The sequence below is a fragment of the Streptococcus sp. KHUD_015 genome (genome assembly GCF_051106265.1).
Lineage (GTDB): Bacteria > Bacillota > Bacilli > Lactobacillales > Streptococcaceae > Streptococcus.
Window position 1 is genome coordinate 83,624 of sequence record NZ_CP193665.1, and the last position, 16,823, is coordinate 100,446.

12 protein-coding genes and 1 pseudogene are annotated in these 16,823 nt (G+C 42.5%); 11 read left to right on the forward strand and 2 right to left on the reverse strand.

The window, feature by feature from the left end; translation table 11 throughout:
• Nucleotides 1-99: 99 nt before the first annotated feature.
• A complete protein-coding gene (locus ACORHU_RS00350; protein WP_434364525.1) occupies nucleotides 100-2,196 on the reverse strand; it encodes a GH92 family glycosyl hydrolase in 2,097 nt (698 codons plus the stop codon).
• Nucleotides 2,197-2,366: 170 nt separating this feature from the next.
• On the opposite strand from ACORHU_RS00350, the gene ACORHU_RS00355 reads away from it, so the two are divergent.
• The 11 genes from ACORHU_RS00355 to ACORHU_RS00405 all read left to right on the forward strand — a co-directional run bounded on the left by ACORHU_RS00355 (nucleotide 2,367) and on the right by ACORHU_RS00405 (nucleotide 16,358).
• Complete coding sequence (locus tag ACORHU_RS00355; protein WP_434365134.1) at nucleotides 2,367-3,647, forward strand: glycoside hydrolase family 125 protein; 1,281 nt, start codon at nucleotides 2,367-2,369, stop codon at nucleotides 3,645-3,647.
• 204 nt (nucleotides 3,648-3,851) lie between these two features.
• On the forward strand, nucleotides 3,852-6,497 hold the full coding sequence (locus ACORHU_RS00360) for an alpha-mannosidase (RefSeq protein WP_434364526.1): 2,646 nt from the start codon (nucleotides 3,852-3,854) through the stop codon (nucleotides 6,495-6,497).
• 83 nt (nucleotides 6,498-6,580) lie between these two features.
• Nucleotides 6,581-7,450, forward strand: coding sequence for an ROK family protein (locus ACORHU_RS00365; protein WP_434365136.1), 870 nt, complete (start codon nucleotides 6,581-6,583; stop codon nucleotides 7,448-7,450).
• Nucleotides 7,444-9,324, forward strand: a complete 1,881-nt coding sequence (locus ACORHU_RS00370; RefSeq protein WP_434364527.1) for a beta-N-acetylhexosaminidase — start codon at nucleotides 7,444-7,446, stop codon at nucleotides 9,322-9,324. Before ACORHU_RS00365 ends, ACORHU_RS00370 begins: the two co-directional genes overlap by 7 nt.
• 208 nt (nucleotides 9,325-9,532) lie before the next feature.
• The gene (locus ACORHU_RS00375) at nucleotides 9,533-10,462 is read left to right on the forward strand and encodes an ABC transporter permease (protein WP_434364528.1); all 930 of its coding nucleotides are present in this window, start codon (nucleotides 9,533-9,535) and stop codon (nucleotides 10,460-10,462) included.
• 13 nt (nucleotides 10,463-10,475) lie between these two features.
• On the forward strand, nucleotides 10,476-11,399 hold the full coding sequence (locus tag ACORHU_RS00380) for a carbohydrate ABC transporter permease (RefSeq protein ID WP_049495411.1): 924 nt from the start codon (nucleotides 10,476-10,478) through the stop codon (nucleotides 11,397-11,399).
• Between the two features lie 102 nt (nucleotides 11,400-11,501).
• Nucleotides 11,502-12,983, forward strand: coding sequence for an ABC transporter substrate-binding protein (locus tag ACORHU_RS00385; RefSeq protein ID WP_434364529.1), 1,482 nt, complete (start codon nucleotides 11,502-11,504; stop codon nucleotides 12,981-12,983).
• A 235-nt stretch (nucleotides 12,984-13,218) separates the two neighbouring features.
• Entirely contained in the window at nucleotides 13,219-13,905 is a 687-nt protein-coding gene (locus ACORHU_RS00390; protein ID WP_049534854.1) for a CPBP family intramembrane glutamic endopeptidase, read from the forward strand.
• Between the two features lie 56 nt (nucleotides 13,906-13,961).
• Nucleotides 13,962-14,258, forward strand: a complete 297-nt coding sequence (locus tag ACORHU_RS00395; RefSeq protein ID WP_414306012.1) for a bacteriocin immunity protein — start codon at nucleotides 13,962-13,964, stop codon at nucleotides 14,256-14,258.
• A gap of 131 nt (nucleotides 14,259-14,389) precedes the next feature.
• On the forward strand, nucleotides 14,390-15,376 hold the full coding sequence (locus ACORHU_RS00400; RefSeq protein ID WP_020899966.1) for a rhodanese-related sulfurtransferase: 987 nt from the start codon (nucleotides 14,390-14,392) through the stop codon (nucleotides 15,374-15,376).
• A gap of 121 nt (nucleotides 15,377-15,497) precedes the next feature.
• On the forward strand, nucleotides 15,498-16,358 hold the full coding sequence (locus tag ACORHU_RS00405; protein ID WP_434364530.1) for a DUF4299 family protein: 861 nt from the start codon (nucleotides 15,498-15,500) through the stop codon (nucleotides 16,356-16,358).
• 71 nt (nucleotides 16,359-16,429) lie between these two features.
• Here ACORHU_RS00405 and ACORHU_RS00410 read toward each other — a convergent pair.
• Nucleotides 16,430-16,699, reverse strand: a pseudogene (locus ACORHU_RS00410) (DUF6574 domain-containing protein); the annotation flags it as partial.
• Between the last annotated feature and the right edge of the window lie 124 nt (nucleotides 16,700-16,823).

Below are 16,823 nucleotides of genomic sequence, written 5' to 3' on the forward strand. Positions count from 1 at the left end.
GATAAACATCAGATGATAAATCCGATTTTCAAAGCTTGAACAAGTACCTCTCATAAGAAAATCTCCTAGCAGGAAAGCCTGCTAGGAGATTTTTGCATTTCAGGAAGTGGACGGCTGACTTGGTAACCAGCTGAGGGTGAAAGTTAGTTGTTCAGCTTTTAAGAGGTCTTGGTGTTGAATGCTAGTTATAGAGGTATTATCTAGTCGGCATTCTTTTACAAAGTTAAAATGGCTGTAGTTTTGTTTAGTATGGATATCCAGCCATTTATCTTCTTTAGCCAGATAGATTCGGAGGTGGTCAAAGAGAGGGATTCCGAGATCATAGCTGGGCTTGCCTGGACAGGTTGGATAGAAACCGAGAGCTGACCAGATGTACCAAGCAGAGAGACTACCATTGTCTTCATCGCCAGGATAGGTTTCCCAACTTGGATGAAAGGCTTTCTGACGGAGAGTCTTGATGAGAAGGGCAGTATAGTCAGGGTAGTTGCTGTAGCGGAAGAGATAAGGAATGTGGAAGCTCGGCTGGTTGGAAATGGCTATTTGTCCAAAAGGAGCAGTAGCCATCTCGCTCATTTCATGAATCTCGTAGCCATAGCCTGTTGTCTCAAAGAGGGGAGCCTCCTGACAGGTTTTCAAAAGATAGTTGCTGAATGCTTCTTTTCCACCCATAAGTTGGATTAAGCCTGGGATGTCGTGGAGAACGCCTAAAGTTGCTTGGATGGCTGAACATTCGGCATAATCACGTCCCCAACTATAAGGAGAAAAGTCAGGGCGGAAGTTGCCTTGACCATCACGCGCTCGCATGTAACCTGTATCAGTATCAAATAGATGGCGGTAATTGTGTGATGCGGCCTTGTAGGTCTCAGCGATTTCTATTTTCCCTAGTTTCTCGGCACAGCTTGCGATACAAAAGTCGCTATAGGCATAGTCTAGGGTATGGCTGACGCTTTCGTGGTGGTCGATAGAGAGGTAGCCTAGTTCTTGGTATTGGGTTAGTCCGTGACGGCCATTGATGCCGAGAGGGTCGGTCTTGCTGGCTGTTTCAAGCATGGCTTGGAGGAGTTCTTCTTCCAAGTCGGGGGCCATGTCCTTGCAGGCGCTATCTGCGATAATACCGTCTAAAAGTGTACCAGGCATCATGCCACGTTCATCTGGAGCTAGCCATTTTGGAAGGAAACCAGTATCGCGGTAGCTATTGAGGAAACCTTCTAAAAAGCGGTGGTAGTGTTCCGGTATGATAAGGGCAAAGAGGGGGAAGGTGGTGCGGAAGGTATCCCAGAAACCATTGTTGCTGAAGAGAACACCGGGCTTGACAGTGCCAGTAGCCAGATCCATGTGGATGGCTTGCCCTGATTCATCAATCTCATAAAAAGTCTGTGGGAAGAGGAAGAGTCTGTAAAGGCAGTGGTCAAAGAAGGTTCGGTCAGCCTCTCCTGTCTCGATAACGTCAAAACGATGGAGGAGATTTTTCCAGTCGGCTTGGGCACTTGATTTACAGCTATCAAAGTCCTTTTGAGGTAGATTAAGCAGTGCTTGAGAAGGAGAGATGAAAGAAGTGGCTAGCTGAATCTCAGTATGGCTACTTGCTAAGTCAATTCGCCAGTCTCTCCCTTCTTGGCTGACAGCAAGAATATCCGTATTCATTTGCAGGGCAGTGAACATCGTTAGCGAATTTTTGTTGGTTTCAGTTTTACCTTCTTGTCGGAGGGCAAGAGTTCGCTTATCTACTCGCTCCACTGTCAGTTTATCTGCTACGTGAAGGTAGAGGGAGAGGGCTTTGCCTTGCTTTTGCTCCAAACGAATAGAAGCACCGTAGCAAGTCGGTGTGAGCTGGGTTTCAATCTGATAGCGCAGGGAGAAAATCTTCAGATAATGAGGTTTGAAAGAGGTCTTATCTATGTCATAGGAAGACTGGCGGTGAAAGAGGCTGTCTCCACCCAGTTGGCCTGTGACAGGTGTCAGAAGGAGCCAAGAGTAGTCCCCAATCCAAGGACTGGGCTGGTGGGTTAATCGAATCCCCTGAAAGATAGGCAGATGTGGATCAAAAAACCAAGAGCCCTCCTGGTCGCTGGTCTGGGCTACAAAGTAATTCATCCCAAAAGGCACACCTGTGTATGGCAGGGTATTTCCCCGAGAAAAGGCATGCTTGCTGGCAGTACCAAAGCGGGTATCGATGCTTTCAAGTAGTGGTTTCATAGTCTTTCCTTTAGCTGTTTTTCTACATTATATCAGAAAAAGATAACCTTTAGAAAAGGAGTTTCAAAGATAACTATTTTGTAGAAAAATGACTATCATTTGTGTATGTATTTTCTGTCTCAAAAGCTATATACTGAAAATGAAACTTGTTTGAAAGAGGATGCTGCATGATGATTTATTCAAAAGAAATTGTTAGAGAATGGCTAGATGAAGTAGCAGAACGTGCTAAGGACCATCCAGAATGGGTAGATGTTTTCGAGCGTTGCTACACCGACACCTTGGACAATACGGTTGAAATCCTAGAAGATGGTTCAACCTTTGTGCTCACAGGAGATATTCCTGCTATGTGGCTTCGGGATTCGACAGCTCAACTCAGACCCTACCTGCATGTTGCTAAAAGAGATTCCCTCCTGCGTCAGACCATTGCAGGTTTGGTCAAACGTCAGATGACCTTGGTACTCAAGGATCCTTATGCCAATTCCTTTAATATTGAGGAAAACTGGAAGGGGCACCACGAGACCGATCATACAGACCTTAATGGCTGGATTTGGGAACGCAAGTATGAGGTGGACTCGCTTTGCTATCCTTTGCAGTTGGCTTATCTCCTCTGGAAAGAGACTGGCGAGACTAGTCAGTTTGATGAGACTTTTGTCGCAGCGACTAAGGAAATTCTCCATCTTTGGACGGTGGAACAAGACCACAAGAACTCTCCTTATCGTTTTGTCCGAGATACGGACCGTAAGGAAGATACACTGGTAAATGATGGATTTGGCCCTGATTTTGCAGTGACAGGTATGACTTGGTCAGCCTTTCGCCCGAGTGATGACTGCTGCCAGTATAGCTATTTGATTCCGTCCAATATGTTTGCCGTAGTCGTTTTGGGTTACATGCAAGAAATCTTTGCAGAACTAGACCTAGCTGATAGCGAGAGTGTTATTGCTGATGCCAAGCGTCTACAGGCTGAGATTCAAGAAGGAATAGAAAGCTACGCCTACACCACCAACAGCAAGGGCGAAAAGATTTATGCCTTTGAAGTCGATGGTTTAGGAAATGCTAGCATTATGGATGATCCAAATGTACCAAGTTTGTTGGCTGCGCCTTATCTGGGCTACTGTTCGGTCGATGATGAAGTGTATCAAGCAACTCGTCGCACCATTCTGAGCCCTGAAAATCCCTACTTCTATCAAGGAGAATACGCTAGCGGTCTCGGAAGTTCTCATACCTTCTATCGCTATATCTGGCCAATCGCCCTTTCTATCCAAGGCTTGACAGCTACAGATAAAGCTGAGAAAAAATTCTTGCTAGATCAGCTGGTTGCTTGTGATGGTGGAACAGGTGTTATGCACGAAAGCTTCCACGTAGATGATCCGACCCTCTACTCACGTGAATGGTTCTCTTGGGCTAACATGATGTTCTGTGAGTTGGTCTTGGATTACTTGGATATTCGCTAAGGAGAGCGCTTTATACTCTTCGAAAATCTCTTCAAACTACGTCAGCTTTATCTGCAACCTCAAAGCTGTGCTTTTAGCAACCTGCGGCTAGCTTCCTAGTTTGCACTTTGATTTTCATTGAGTATTAGCACAACCGATTCTTGTCAGAATCATAAATTTACATTTAAAACATTAAAAATTTAATTTAGAATGAGGTTTTACTTCATGGAAAATGTTGTCGTACATATTATCTCACATAGTCACTGGGACCGTGAGTGGTACTTGCCTTTTGAAAGCCACCGTATGCAGTTGGTGGAATTGTTTGACAATCTCTTTGATCTCTTTGAAAATGACCCTGAGTTTAAGAGTTTCCATTTAGATGGACAAACCATTGTCCTTGATGATTACTTGGAAATTCGCCCTGAAAATCGTGACAAAGTTCAACGCTACATTGACGAGGGCAAACTTAAAATTGGTCCATTTTACATCTTGCAGGATGATTACTTGATCTCCAGTGAATCCAACGTCCGCAATACCTTGATTGGCCAAGCAGAATGTGCAAAATGGGGCAAATCAACCCAGATTGGTTACTTCCCAGATACCTTTGGAAATATGGGACAAGCGCCTCAAATTCTTCAAAAATCAGGCATTCATGTGGCAGCTTTTGGTCGTGGTGTGAAGCCGATTGGATTTGACAACCAAGTCCTCGAAGATGAGCAGTTTACATCCCAGTTTTCAGAAATGTACTGGCAGGGTGCGGATGGTAGTCGTGTTTTAGGTATTCTCTTTGCCAACTGGTACAGTAACGGGAATGAAATCCCAGTTGACAAAGATGAGGCCTTGACCTTCTGGAAACAAAAATTGTCAGATGTGCGTGCCTATGCTTCGACCAACCAATGGTTGATGATGAACGGCTGTGACCATCAGCCTGTCCAGAAAAATTTGAGTGAAGCCATTCGTGTGGCAAATGAACTCTTCCCAGACGTAACCTTTGTTCATAGTTCTTTTGATGAATATGTTCAAGCTGTGGAAAGTACTCTACCAGAGCAGTTATCAACGGTTACAGGTGAGTTGACCAGTCAGGAAACAGACGGCTGGTACACACTTGCCAACACTTCTTCATCTCGTATTTATCTCAAACAAGCCTTCCAAGAAAATAGCAACCTACTAGAACAAGTTGTAGAATCCTTGACAATTATCACTGGGGGTCACAACCACAAGGACCAGTTGACCTATGCTTGGAAAACTCTTTTGCAGAATGCGCCGCATGATAGCATCTGTGGCTGTAGCGTGGACGAAGTCCACCGCGAGATGGAAACACGTTTTGCCAAGGTCAACCAAGTAGGAAACTTTGTTAAGAGCAATCTTCTTAACGAGTGGAAGGGCAAAATTGCAACTCACGAAGCTCAGAGCGACTATCTCTTTACTGTCATTAACACAGGCTTGCATGATAAGGTTGATACTGTCAGCACAGTGATTGATGTGGCGACTTGTGATTTCAAGGAATTGCATCCAACAGAAGGCTACAAGAAGATGGCAGCCTTGACCTTGCCAAGCTACCGTGTGGAGGACTTGGATGGTCGTCCTGTAGAGGCTAAAATCGAAGACCTTGGGGCTAATTTTGAGTATGATTTACCAAAAGACAAGTTCCGCCAAGCTCGTATCGCTCGCCAAGTGCGCGTGACCATTCCAGTTCACCTAGCACCGCTTTCTTGGACAACCTTCCAATTGCTGGAAGGAGAGCAAGAACACCGCGACGGTATTTACCAAAACGGAGTGATTGATACACCATTCGTAACGGTGAGTGTGGATGACAACATCACAGTTTATGACAAGACAACTCACGAAGCCTACGAAGACTTTATCCGCTTCGAAGACCGTGGGGACATCGGAAACGAGTATATCTATTTCCAACCAAAAGGAACAGAGCCAATCTATGCAGAGCTTAAGGGTTACGAGGTCTTGGAAAACACAGCTCGTTATGCGAAAATTTTGCTCAAACATGAATTGACTGTGCCTGTCAGTGCGGATGAAAAACTAGAAGAAGAGCAAAAAGGCATCATCGAGTTTATGAAGCGTGAGGCTGGACGTTCAGAAGAATTGACAAGCATTCCTCTGGAAACTGAGATGACTGTCTTCGTTGATAATCCACAAATCCGTTGCAAGACTCGCTTTACTAACACTGCCAAAGATCACCGTATCCGTCTTTTGGTTAAGACTCACAACACGCGTCCAAGCAATGATTCTGAAAGCATCTATGAGGTGGTAACACGACCAAACAAACCAGCTGCTTCATGGGAAAATCCTGAAAATCCTCAACACCAACAAGCCTTTGTTAGTCTGTATGACGATGAAAAAGGTGTGACTGTATCCAACAAGGGATTGAATGAATATGAAATCCTTGGAGACGACACCATTGCAGTGACCATTCTGCGTGCATCAGGTGAGTTAGGCGACTGGGGTTACTTCCCAACACCAGAAGCTCAGTGTTTGCGTGAGTTTGAAGTCGAGTTTGCACTTGAATGCCACCAAGTCCAAGAACGCTTCTCAGCCTATCGTCGTGCTAAAGCCTTGCAGACACCGTTTACCAGCCTTCAGCTTGCTAAACAAGAAGGAAGTGTTGCTGCGACTGGTAGCCTCTTGAGTCATGCGGCACTCAGCTTACCACAAGTTTGCCCAACAGCCTTTAAAGTAGCGGAAAATGAAGAAGGCTATGTCCTCCGTTACTACAATATGAGTCAAGAAAATGTGCGTATATCAGAACACCAACAAATCATTCTTGACCTACTTGAACGACCATATCCAGTTCATTCAGGACTATTGGCTCCACAAGAAATTCGTACAGAATTGATTCAAAAAGAAGAAATTTAATTTCAAAAAATAAACATAAAAAGAAAGGAGGGGCGAAAAGGTGAGAACTAACTACTGATTCGCCCCTTTTTATGGTAAAAACAATGACCATTGCAACGATTGATATCGGAGGGACTGGGATTAAGTTTGCCAGTCTGACTCCTGATGGGAAAATACTGGATAAGACAAGAATTCCAACGCCAGAAAGTTTGGAGGAATTACTAGCTTGGTTAGACCAACGTTTGTCAGAACAGGATTATAGTGGGATTGCTATGAGTGTTCCAGGTGCGGTCAATCAAGAGACAGGTGTGATTGATGGCTTCAGTGCGGTGCCCTACATCCACGGATTTTCTTGGTATAAGGCACTGGACCATCACCAGCTACCTATCCATCTAGAAAATGATGCCAACTGTGTTGGACTCAGTGAATTACTGGCTCATCCAGAACTTGAAAATGCAGCCTGTGTCGTGATTGGGACAGGGATTGGCGGAGCCATGATTATCAATGGTAGACTTCATCGAGGTCGCCACGGTCTGGGTGGGGAATTTGGCTACATGACAACTCTTGCCCCTGCTGAAAAGCTCAACAACTGGTCGCAACTAGCGTCAACTGGAAATATGGTGCGATACGTGATTGAAAAATCTGGTCAGACTGATTGGGATGGTCGCAAGATTTACCAAGAGGCTGCAGCAGGAAATGCCCTTTGTCAAGAAGCCATTGAGCGCATGAACCGTAATCTGGCGCAAGGCTTGCTCAATATTCAGTATCTGATTGATCCAGATATCATCAGTCTGGGAGGCTCTATCAGTCAGAATCCCGACTTTATCCAAGGTGTTCAAAAAGCTGTCGAAGAATTTGTCGAAACCTACGAAGAATACACGGTCGCACCTGTCATCCAAGCCTGCACCTATCATGCAGATGCCAATCTTTACGGTGCCCTTGTCAACTGGCTACAGGAGGAAAACCAATGGTAAGATTTACAGGACTTAATTCCAAACAAACTCAGGCAATCGACTTGCTGACAAAGCATATTTCTTTACCAGGTGTCGAAGTAGCTGTCACTCAGTCTGATCAAGCATCTATCTCTATCAAGGGTGAGGGTGGCCACTATCAACTAACTTATCGCAAACCCCACCAACTTTATCGTGCCTTGTCCTTGTTGGCAACAGTTCTAGTAGAAGGTGACAAAGTAGAGATTGAGGAGCAGGCGGCTTATGAAGAGTTGGCCTACATGGCTGACTGTTCGCGCAATGCGGTGCTGAATGTCGCTTCTGCCAAGCAGATGGTTGAGGTCTTGGCTCTCATGGGCTACTCAACCTTTGAGCTTTATATGGAGGACACCTACCAGATTGAGGGACAACCTTACTTTGGTTATTTCCGTGGAGCCTACTCAGCTGAGGAATTGCAGGAAATCGAAGCCTATGCCCAGCAGTTTGATATGACCTTTGTGCCTTGCATTCAGACCTTGGCCCACTTGTCAGCCTTCGTTAAATGGGGTGTCAAAGAAGTGCAAGAACTCCGTGATGTGGAGGATATTCTCCTTATTGGCGAAGAAAAGGTTTATAACCTGATTGATGGCATGTTTGCTACTCTATCTAAACTGAAGACTCGCAAGGTCAATATCGGGATGGACGAAGCCCACTTGGTTGGTTTGGGACGCTATCTTATCTTAAACGGTGTTGTGGATCGTAGTCTCCTCATGTGCCAACATTTGGAGCGCGTGCTGGACATTGCAGACAAGTATGGTTTCCACTGCCAAATGTGGAGCGATATGTTCTTCAAACTCATGTCAGCAGATGGCCAGTACGACCGTGATGTGGAAATTCCAGAAGAAACTCGTGTCTACCTAGACCGTCTCAAAGACCGTGTAACCTTGGTTTACTGGGACTATTATCAGGATAGCGAGGAAAAATACAATCGCAACTTCCGCAACCATCACAAGATTAGCCATGACCTTGCCTTTGCAGGTGGTGCTTGGAAGTGGATTGGTTTCACACCCAATAACCATTTCAGCCGTCTTATCGCTCTTGAAGCGAACAAGGCCTGTCGTGCCAATGATATCAAAGAAGTCATTGTGACGGGTTGGGGGGACAATGGTGGTGAGACAGCTCAGTTCTCTATCCTACCAAGCTTGCAAATCTGGGCAGAACTAAGCTACCGCAATGATCTAGACCATTTGTCTGCTCATTTCCAGACCAATACAGGCCTATCAGTTGAGGATTTTATGCAGATTGACCTTGCTAACCTCTTGCCAGACCTACCAGGCAATCTCAGTGGCATCAATCCCAACCGCTATGTCTTTTATCAGGATGTTCTCTGTCCGATCCTTGACCGGCACATGACTCCTGAACAGGACAAACCACACTTCGCTCAGGCAGCTGAGATTCTTGCTAAAATCAAAGAAAAAGCGGGAAACTATGCTTATCTCTTTGAAACTCAGGTCCAGTTGAATGCTATTTTAAGCAGTAAAGTAGATGTAGGACGACGCATTCGCAAAGCCTATCAAGCGGATGACAAAGACAGCTTGAAACAAATTGCCAGAGAAGAATTGCCAAAACTCAGAAGTGAGGTTGAAAACTTCCATGCCCTCTTTAGTCACCAATGGCTGAAAGAAAATAAGGTCTTTGGCTTGGATACAGTTGATATCCGTATGGGTGGGCTCTTGCAACGAATCAAGCGAGCAGAAAGTCGCATCGAGGCTTATCTGGCAGGTCAGCTGGACCGTATTGATGAGCTAGAAGTGGAAATCTTACCATTTACAGACTTCTACGAAGACAAGGACTTCGCAGCCACAACAGCTAATCAGTGGCATACCATTGCGACAGCTTCGACGATTTATACAACTTAAAAACAAGAATAGTGTCCCTTGTTCAGAGTGTTTCTCGTGAAACATCCCTTTCTTAAAAAGTACTCCACATAAAATAATTTGTGGAGTTTTTTCTATAATTAGTAGTTTAACCTAACCTTCAAATAGGAGTATACTAATAATGTAATCGTTATCAAAAGTCTAAAAAGGAATTTTTAGATGGGTATCAAAATAAAAAAGGGAGGAAATTATGAATAAGTTTTCAAAAACCTTGAGAGATAACTGGATCTTTCTCTTGATGGTTTTGCCAGGGGCACTCTGGTTGATTCTATTCTTCTACATTCCAGTATTTGGGAACGTGGTTGCCTTCAAAGATTACCACATGACCAGTAATGGTTTCATAGATAGTATCATGAATAGTAAATGGGTCGGACTCGATAATTTCAGATTCTTGTTTAGTTCAAAAGACGCCTTTATTATCACACGAAATACTGTCCTCTACAATCTCGGCTTTATCTTTATTGGTTTGATTGTATCTGTAGGGATTGCCATCATCCTCAGTGAACTCCGTTCTAAGAGAATGGTTAAGATCTTCCAAACTTCTATGTTGTTCCCTTACTTCTTGTCTTGGGTTATCATCAGTTTCTTTACAGATGCCTTCCTAAATATTGATAAAGGGGTGTTCAACCATTTCCTAGAATCTATTGGAATGAAGGAAATCAATTTCTACGCTGACTTGGGTATCTGGCCATATCTTCTCCTTTTTCTAGGTATTTGGAAAGGCTTTGGATATAGCAGTGTCATGTACTATGCGACGATCATGGGGATTGACCCAACCTACTACGAAGCAGCAACAGTGGACGGGGCCAGCAAATGGCAACGTATCCGCAATGTAACCATTCCGCAGTTGACACCATTGGTAACCGTATTGACCATCCTTGCAGTCGGAAATATCTTCCGTGCAGACTTTGGTCTCTTCTACCAAATCCCTCACAACGCTGGTCAGCTTTACAATGTAACTAACGTTTTGGACGTATATGTCTTTAATGGTTTGACTCAGACAGCAGATATCGGGATGGCTTCAGCAGCCGGTCTTTACCAATCCGTTGTCGGTTTGATATTGGTTATTCTATCAAACTTGCTTGCAAGACGAGTCGATCCAAACTCAGCTTTATTCTAGAAAGGAGGAGAATATGGCAGAAAAGAAAATTAAAAAAGAAAAAATCGATAATGTCGGCATTCACTCCTTTAGTAAGAAGGCGGATATCTTCTTTAGTATCATCTCAGGTTTGATTGCTCTTTCTTGTATCTTGCCCTTTATCTTCGTTATCATTATTTCGGTGACAGATGAAAAGAGTATTCTCCAAAATGGATATAGCTTCTTCCCATCCCAATTTGGATTAGACGGTTTTGAATTTTTGGCACAGTTTAAGGATAAAATCCTCCAAGCCCTCTTCATCTCAGTCTTTGTAACAGTGGTGGGAACGATCACAAACGTTTTTATCACAACAACCTATGCCTACGCCATCTCACGGAGAACATTTAAATATCGCAGATTCTTTACAATCTTTGCCCTGCTTAGTATGTTGTTCAACGCTGGTTTGGTACCAGGCTATATCGTGGTCACTCGTTTGCTTCAACTTGGTGATACCGTTTGGGCCTTGATTGTTCCAATGCTTCTCTCACCATTTAATATCATCTTGATGCGTTCCTTCTTCAAGAAGACCATCCCAGAAGCCATTCTAGAATCCGCTCGTATCGATGGTGCTAGTGAAGCCAGGATCTTCTTCCAAATCGCTTTGCCATTGTCACTACCAGGTATCGCAACTATCACGCTCTTGACAGCTCTTGGTTTCTGGAATGACTGGTTCAACGCCCTTCTTTACATCAAGAGTGACAACTTGTATCCATTGCAATATTTGCTCATGCAAATCCAGCAAAATATGGACTACATTGCAAAAGCAGTCGGCCTTTCTGGTCAACTAGGAGTTGCTCTACCAAAAGAAACAGGACGTATGGCCATGGTTGTGGTCGCAACCCTTCCAATCGCGATTTTGTATCCATTCTTCCAACGCTACTTTGTAAAAGGTTTGACTATCGGTGGTGTGAAAGAATAGTGCTTATTGAGAAGAACATTTCTCATTTCCAAACTTCCCTTGTGTGAAGTTAAGATCATTACATTGTTTATAAGTTTAAAAATAAAAAAAGGAGTTTTTGTCATGAAAAACTGGAAAAAATATGCTTTTGCATCTGCTAGTGTAGTCGCTTTGGCTGCTGGTCTCGCTGCTTGTGGAAACCTTTCAGGTAACAAGAAAGCTGCTGACTCAGCTTCAGGTGAAAAAACTGTTATCAAAATGTACCAAATCGGGGACAAACCAGATAACTTGGATGAATTGCTAGAAAATGCTAACAAAATTATTGGTGAAAAAGTTGGTGCTAAATTGGATATCCAATATCTTGGATGGGGTGACTACGGTAAGAAAATGTCAGTTATCACTTCATCAGGTGAAAACTATGATATCGCATTTGCAGATAACTATGTTGTAAATGCTCAAAAAGGTGCCTATGCTGACTTGACTGACTTGTATAAGAAAGAAGGGGCAGAACTTTACAAAGCACTTGACCCAGCTTACATCAAAGGTAACAGCATTAACGGTAAAATTTACGCAGTTCCTGTTGCAGCCAACGTTGCATCATCTCAAAACTTCGCCTTCAACGGAACTCTTCTTGCTAAATACGGTATCGATATTTCAGGTGTCACTTCATACGAAACACTTGAACCAGTCTTGAAACAAATCAAAGAAAAAGCTCCAGATGTAGTGCCATTTGCGGTTACTAAGAACTTCATCCCATCTGATAACTTTGACTACCCAGTTCCAAATGGACTTCCATTCGTTATCGACCTTGAAGGAGACACTACTAAGATCGTAAACCGTTACGAAGTACCTCGTTTCAAAGAACACTTGAAGACTCTTCACAAATTCTATGAAGAAGGATACATTCCAAAAGACGTAGCAACCAGCGATACTTCATTTGACCTTCAACAAGATACTTGGTTTGTTCGTGAAGAAACAGTAGGACCAGCTGACTACGGTAACAGCTTGCTTTCACGTGTTGCGAACAAAGATATCCAAATCAAACCAATCACTAACTTCATCAAGAAAAATCAAACAACACAAGTTGCTAACTTTGTCATCTCAAACAACTCTAAGAACAAAGAAAAATCAATGGAAGTGTTGAACCTCTTGAATACTAACCCAGAACTCTTGAACGGTCTTGTTTACGGTCCAGAAGGCAAGAACTGGGAAAAAATTGAAGGTAAAGAAAACCGTGTTCGCGTCCTTGATGCTTACAAAGGAAACACTCACATGGGTGGATGGAACACTGGTAACAACTGGATCCTTTACATCAACGAAAACGTTACAGATCAACAAATCGAAGATTCTAAGAAACAATTGGCTGAAGCTAAAGAATCTCCAGCGCTTGGATTCATCTTTAACACTGACAATGTGAAATCTGAAATCTCAGCTATCTCTAACACAATGCAACAATTCGATACAGCTATCAACACTGGTACTGTAGACCCAGACAAAGCGATTCCAGAATTGATGGAAAAATTGAAATCTGAAGGTGCCTACGAAAAAGTATTGAACGAAATGCAAAAACAATACGATGAATTCTTGAAAAATAAAAAATCATAAGAATAATTGATTTTGTGTATTCATTCCTAATTCCTAAAAATGTAATCACTGTTTTCCTCAGACTTATCTGGGGAAGGCAGTGATTTTTTGAAACAAAGACATAGATATTCCTGTTCTCTCATTTTCATTATTTTAACCATTTAGGAAATCTCAAGCACTATTTAGGATTTAGAGCAAGAATTTGGGGAAATATGGCTTATATTAGAGATGTTCGAGTTTACAAAGGAGGGATCACATGAAAAAGTATCAGCTTGTCTTCAAAATAAGTGCAGTCTTGTCTTACCTATTTTTCGTATTTGGCCTTTCTCAGCTAACGCTTATTGTCCAAAATTATTGGCAATTTTCTTCCCAGATTGGCAATTTTTTCTGGATTAGAAATCTCTTGAGTTTGCTATTTAGCGGAGTCATGATTTGGATTCTGATTAAGACAGGCCATGGTTATCTCTTTCGCATTCCAAGAAAAAAATGGCTTTGGTATTCGATTTTGACAGTATTAGTGGTAGTGCTCCAGATCTCTTTTAACGTTCAGACAGCTAAACATGTTCAGTCAACTGCTGAAGGTTGGGCTGTATTGATCGGTTATAGTGGGACCAACTTTGCTGAGCTAGGTATCTATATAACTTTGTTCTTTCTGACTCCACTTATGGAAGAGCTGATCTATAGAGGATTACTTCAACACGCCTTCTTTAAACATTCGCGATTTGGCCTTGATTTGCTTCTTCCGTCAATTTTATTTGCTCTTCCTCATTTTTCAAGCCTGCCTAGTTTGTTAGATATCTTCATCTTTGCAACATCTGGCATCATCTTTGCTAGTTTGACCCGCTATACCAAGAGTATTTATCCTTCCTATGCGGTGCATGTGATCAATAATATTTTCGCAACATTACCATTTTTGCTGACTTTTTTACATAGGGTGTGGTAAAATACTGGCACGAGCGTTAGGAATGATCGTTTTTTAATTTAAGGAGAAAAATAAGAATGACACCATTAAAATGGTTTGCCGGAGGCAGTGAAAGACGTTGTGAAGCCATGACTATCATAGATAACCTACTGGAAGGTATAAACAATACGCCTCAACTTGCTCCTTTGAAAAATCAGTTAGTGATTTATAAAAGACGATTAAAGGATGATGGGACTTCTACTCCATTTGTTTTGAGTCAAATGAATGTTGACATCTCACGTGTGTTGATTGAAAATAAGCTGACTTTGTCAGAAAGTCAAGCTGAGCAAATCAAAAAATTGAGAGAATTGTCGGCGATTCGCTATGGTTACTGATGAAGTGCAGGGACAGGCCACTTTCTAAAATTTCCAGTCAAATAAATTGCATTCGTTTTCTTAAGCAGGTATACTAGTATGGATAAATAAAAAATTTAGAAAATTTAAGAATAGAAAAGAGAACAAATCTTATGGCAAAAGATATTCGTGTCTTACTTTACTACCTTTATACTCCAATTGAAAATGCAGAGCAATTTGCTGCAGATCACTTGGCTTTCTGTAAATCAATCGGTCTTAAAGGCCGTATCCTAGTCGCTGACGAGGGAATTAACGGAACAGTTTCAGGTGATTACGAAACAACTCAAAAATACATGGACTACGTTCACAGCCTCCCAGGCATGGAAGACCTCTGGTTCAAGATTGACGAAGAAAATGAACAAGCCTTCAAGAAGATGTTTGTTCGCTACAAGAAAGAAATTGTCCACCTTGGTTTGGAAGACAATGACTTTGACAACGACATCAACCCGCTTGAAACAACAGGTGCTTACTTGTCTCCAAAAGAGTTCAAAGAAGCCCTTCTTGACGAAGATACCGTTGTCCTTGACACACGTAACGATTATGAGTACGACTTAGGACATTTCCGTGGGGCTATCCGCCCAGATATCCGCAACTTCCGTGAGTTGCCACAGTGGGTTCGTGACAACAAAGAAAAATTCATGGACAAGCGCGTCGTGGTTTACTGTACAGGTGGTGTTCGCTGTGAGAAATTCTCAGGTTGGATGGTTCGTGAAGGCTACAAAGATGTTGGCCAATTGCACGGAGGAATCGCAACTTACGGTAAAGACCCAGAAGTCCAAGGTGAGCTTTGGGATGGGAAAATGTACGTCTTTGACGAGCGTATTGCCGTAGATGTTAACCATGTCAACCCAACTATCGTAGGAAAAGACTGGTTTGATGGAACACCATGTGAACGTTATGTCAACTGTGGAAATCCATTCTGTAACCGTCGTATCTTGACATCAGAAGAAAATGAAGACAAGTACCTTCGTGGATGCTCACATGAGTGCCGTGTTCACCCACGTAACCGCTATGTTTCAGAAAATGAATTGACACAAGCTGAAGTGATTGAGCGCCTAGCTGCTATCGGTGAAAGCTTGGATCAAGCAGCTACTGTATAAGATTAAACAGTCCTTAGGGGCTGTTTTTCTATGCTTTTTACTCAAAAATCTAAAGTTTGTTTCTGTATCTTTCAGAAAAATAGGGTATACTATATGTAAACGATTTCAAAGGAGTCCAGTTATGGCGAAAACATTTTTTATTCCAAATAAACAGAGCATTTTAGGAGAACAGGAAATTTTGACTGCCAAGTCTATCTTGGCATTAGTAGATGGCTTGGAGTCACACAGCTATGATGCAGTCTATCTCCGTCAACCTCTTAACCGTCTCGAGTATGTCGAGTGTGCGATAGTGGGACAATCACAATTTCTCTTTAAGGTTAGTTATGCTGATGGTCAAAAGGCTTACCGTGTCGATCTTCCTGACCTACTAACGCAGACAGACTGGCAGATTATCAAATCATTTTTAGATGCTCTGATTGCTTACACAGGAACTGAGATTGAAGGATTAGATGGTTTTGACTTTGAAGCTTATTTCCAAGCAGGTATTCAAGCTCATCTAGCAGACACTGCAGCCCGCTTTACGATTTGTCAAGGAATTTTTAATCCTGTTTTCTTTAGCCATGAAGACTTGAAAAGCTTTTTGGGGGAAGATGGCTTGGCACAGTTTGAAGAGCGTGTGCGTGCAGTTCAAGAGACAGATGCCTACTTTGCAAGAGTTTCCTTCTATCAGGATGGAGCAGGGCAAGTGCACGGTGTTTACCATCTAGCTCAAGGAGTCAAGACTATTTTACCGAGAGAACCATTTGTTCCTGCAGCCTATATTGAGCAATTGGTGGATAAGGAAGTCCAATGGGAGATTGACTTGGTTCAAATTACAGGAGACGGCTCTAAACCAGAAGACTATGAAGCTATCGCTCGCTTGAACTATGCAAAATTCCTAGAGTCACTACCATCAGCATCTTACCATCAACTAGATGCCAATCAATTAGAAGTGAAACCCATCTTAGACAAAGATTTTAAAGCATTAGCACAAGAAGAGTAAATCAGAAGCAGGTCAATCGACTTGCTTTTTTGACATAGAAAAAATCCTGCCATGGAAGACAGGATTGAAGTTTAAAGAAAGGCCAAGATACGAAGATAATCCCCAATCAGTGCCACTTCAGCTACAAAGAAGAGGAGGATAATGACTCCGTTCACAAGGACAGACAAGAATAATTGATAAAAGGAGTCGGTTTCACTTGCTTGACTTGGTCTTGTAATGATATGGAGACTGGCAAGTAGAATGATTCCAATGCTAATCACACACAAGAGGGCTGTAAATCGTAGGCTGTCAAAGAAGGCAAAGAAACTAGCAATAGCAGTGAGGAAGATTGGAATTGCCAAGGTGTAGTAACAGTTAAACTGAAATTTATGATATGACACAAAGATAGTTATATATATTTCAAATATTGCTTATCTCCATAGAAAATAGTAAAATATATACAGGGAATTTATTTTTTATATGGAA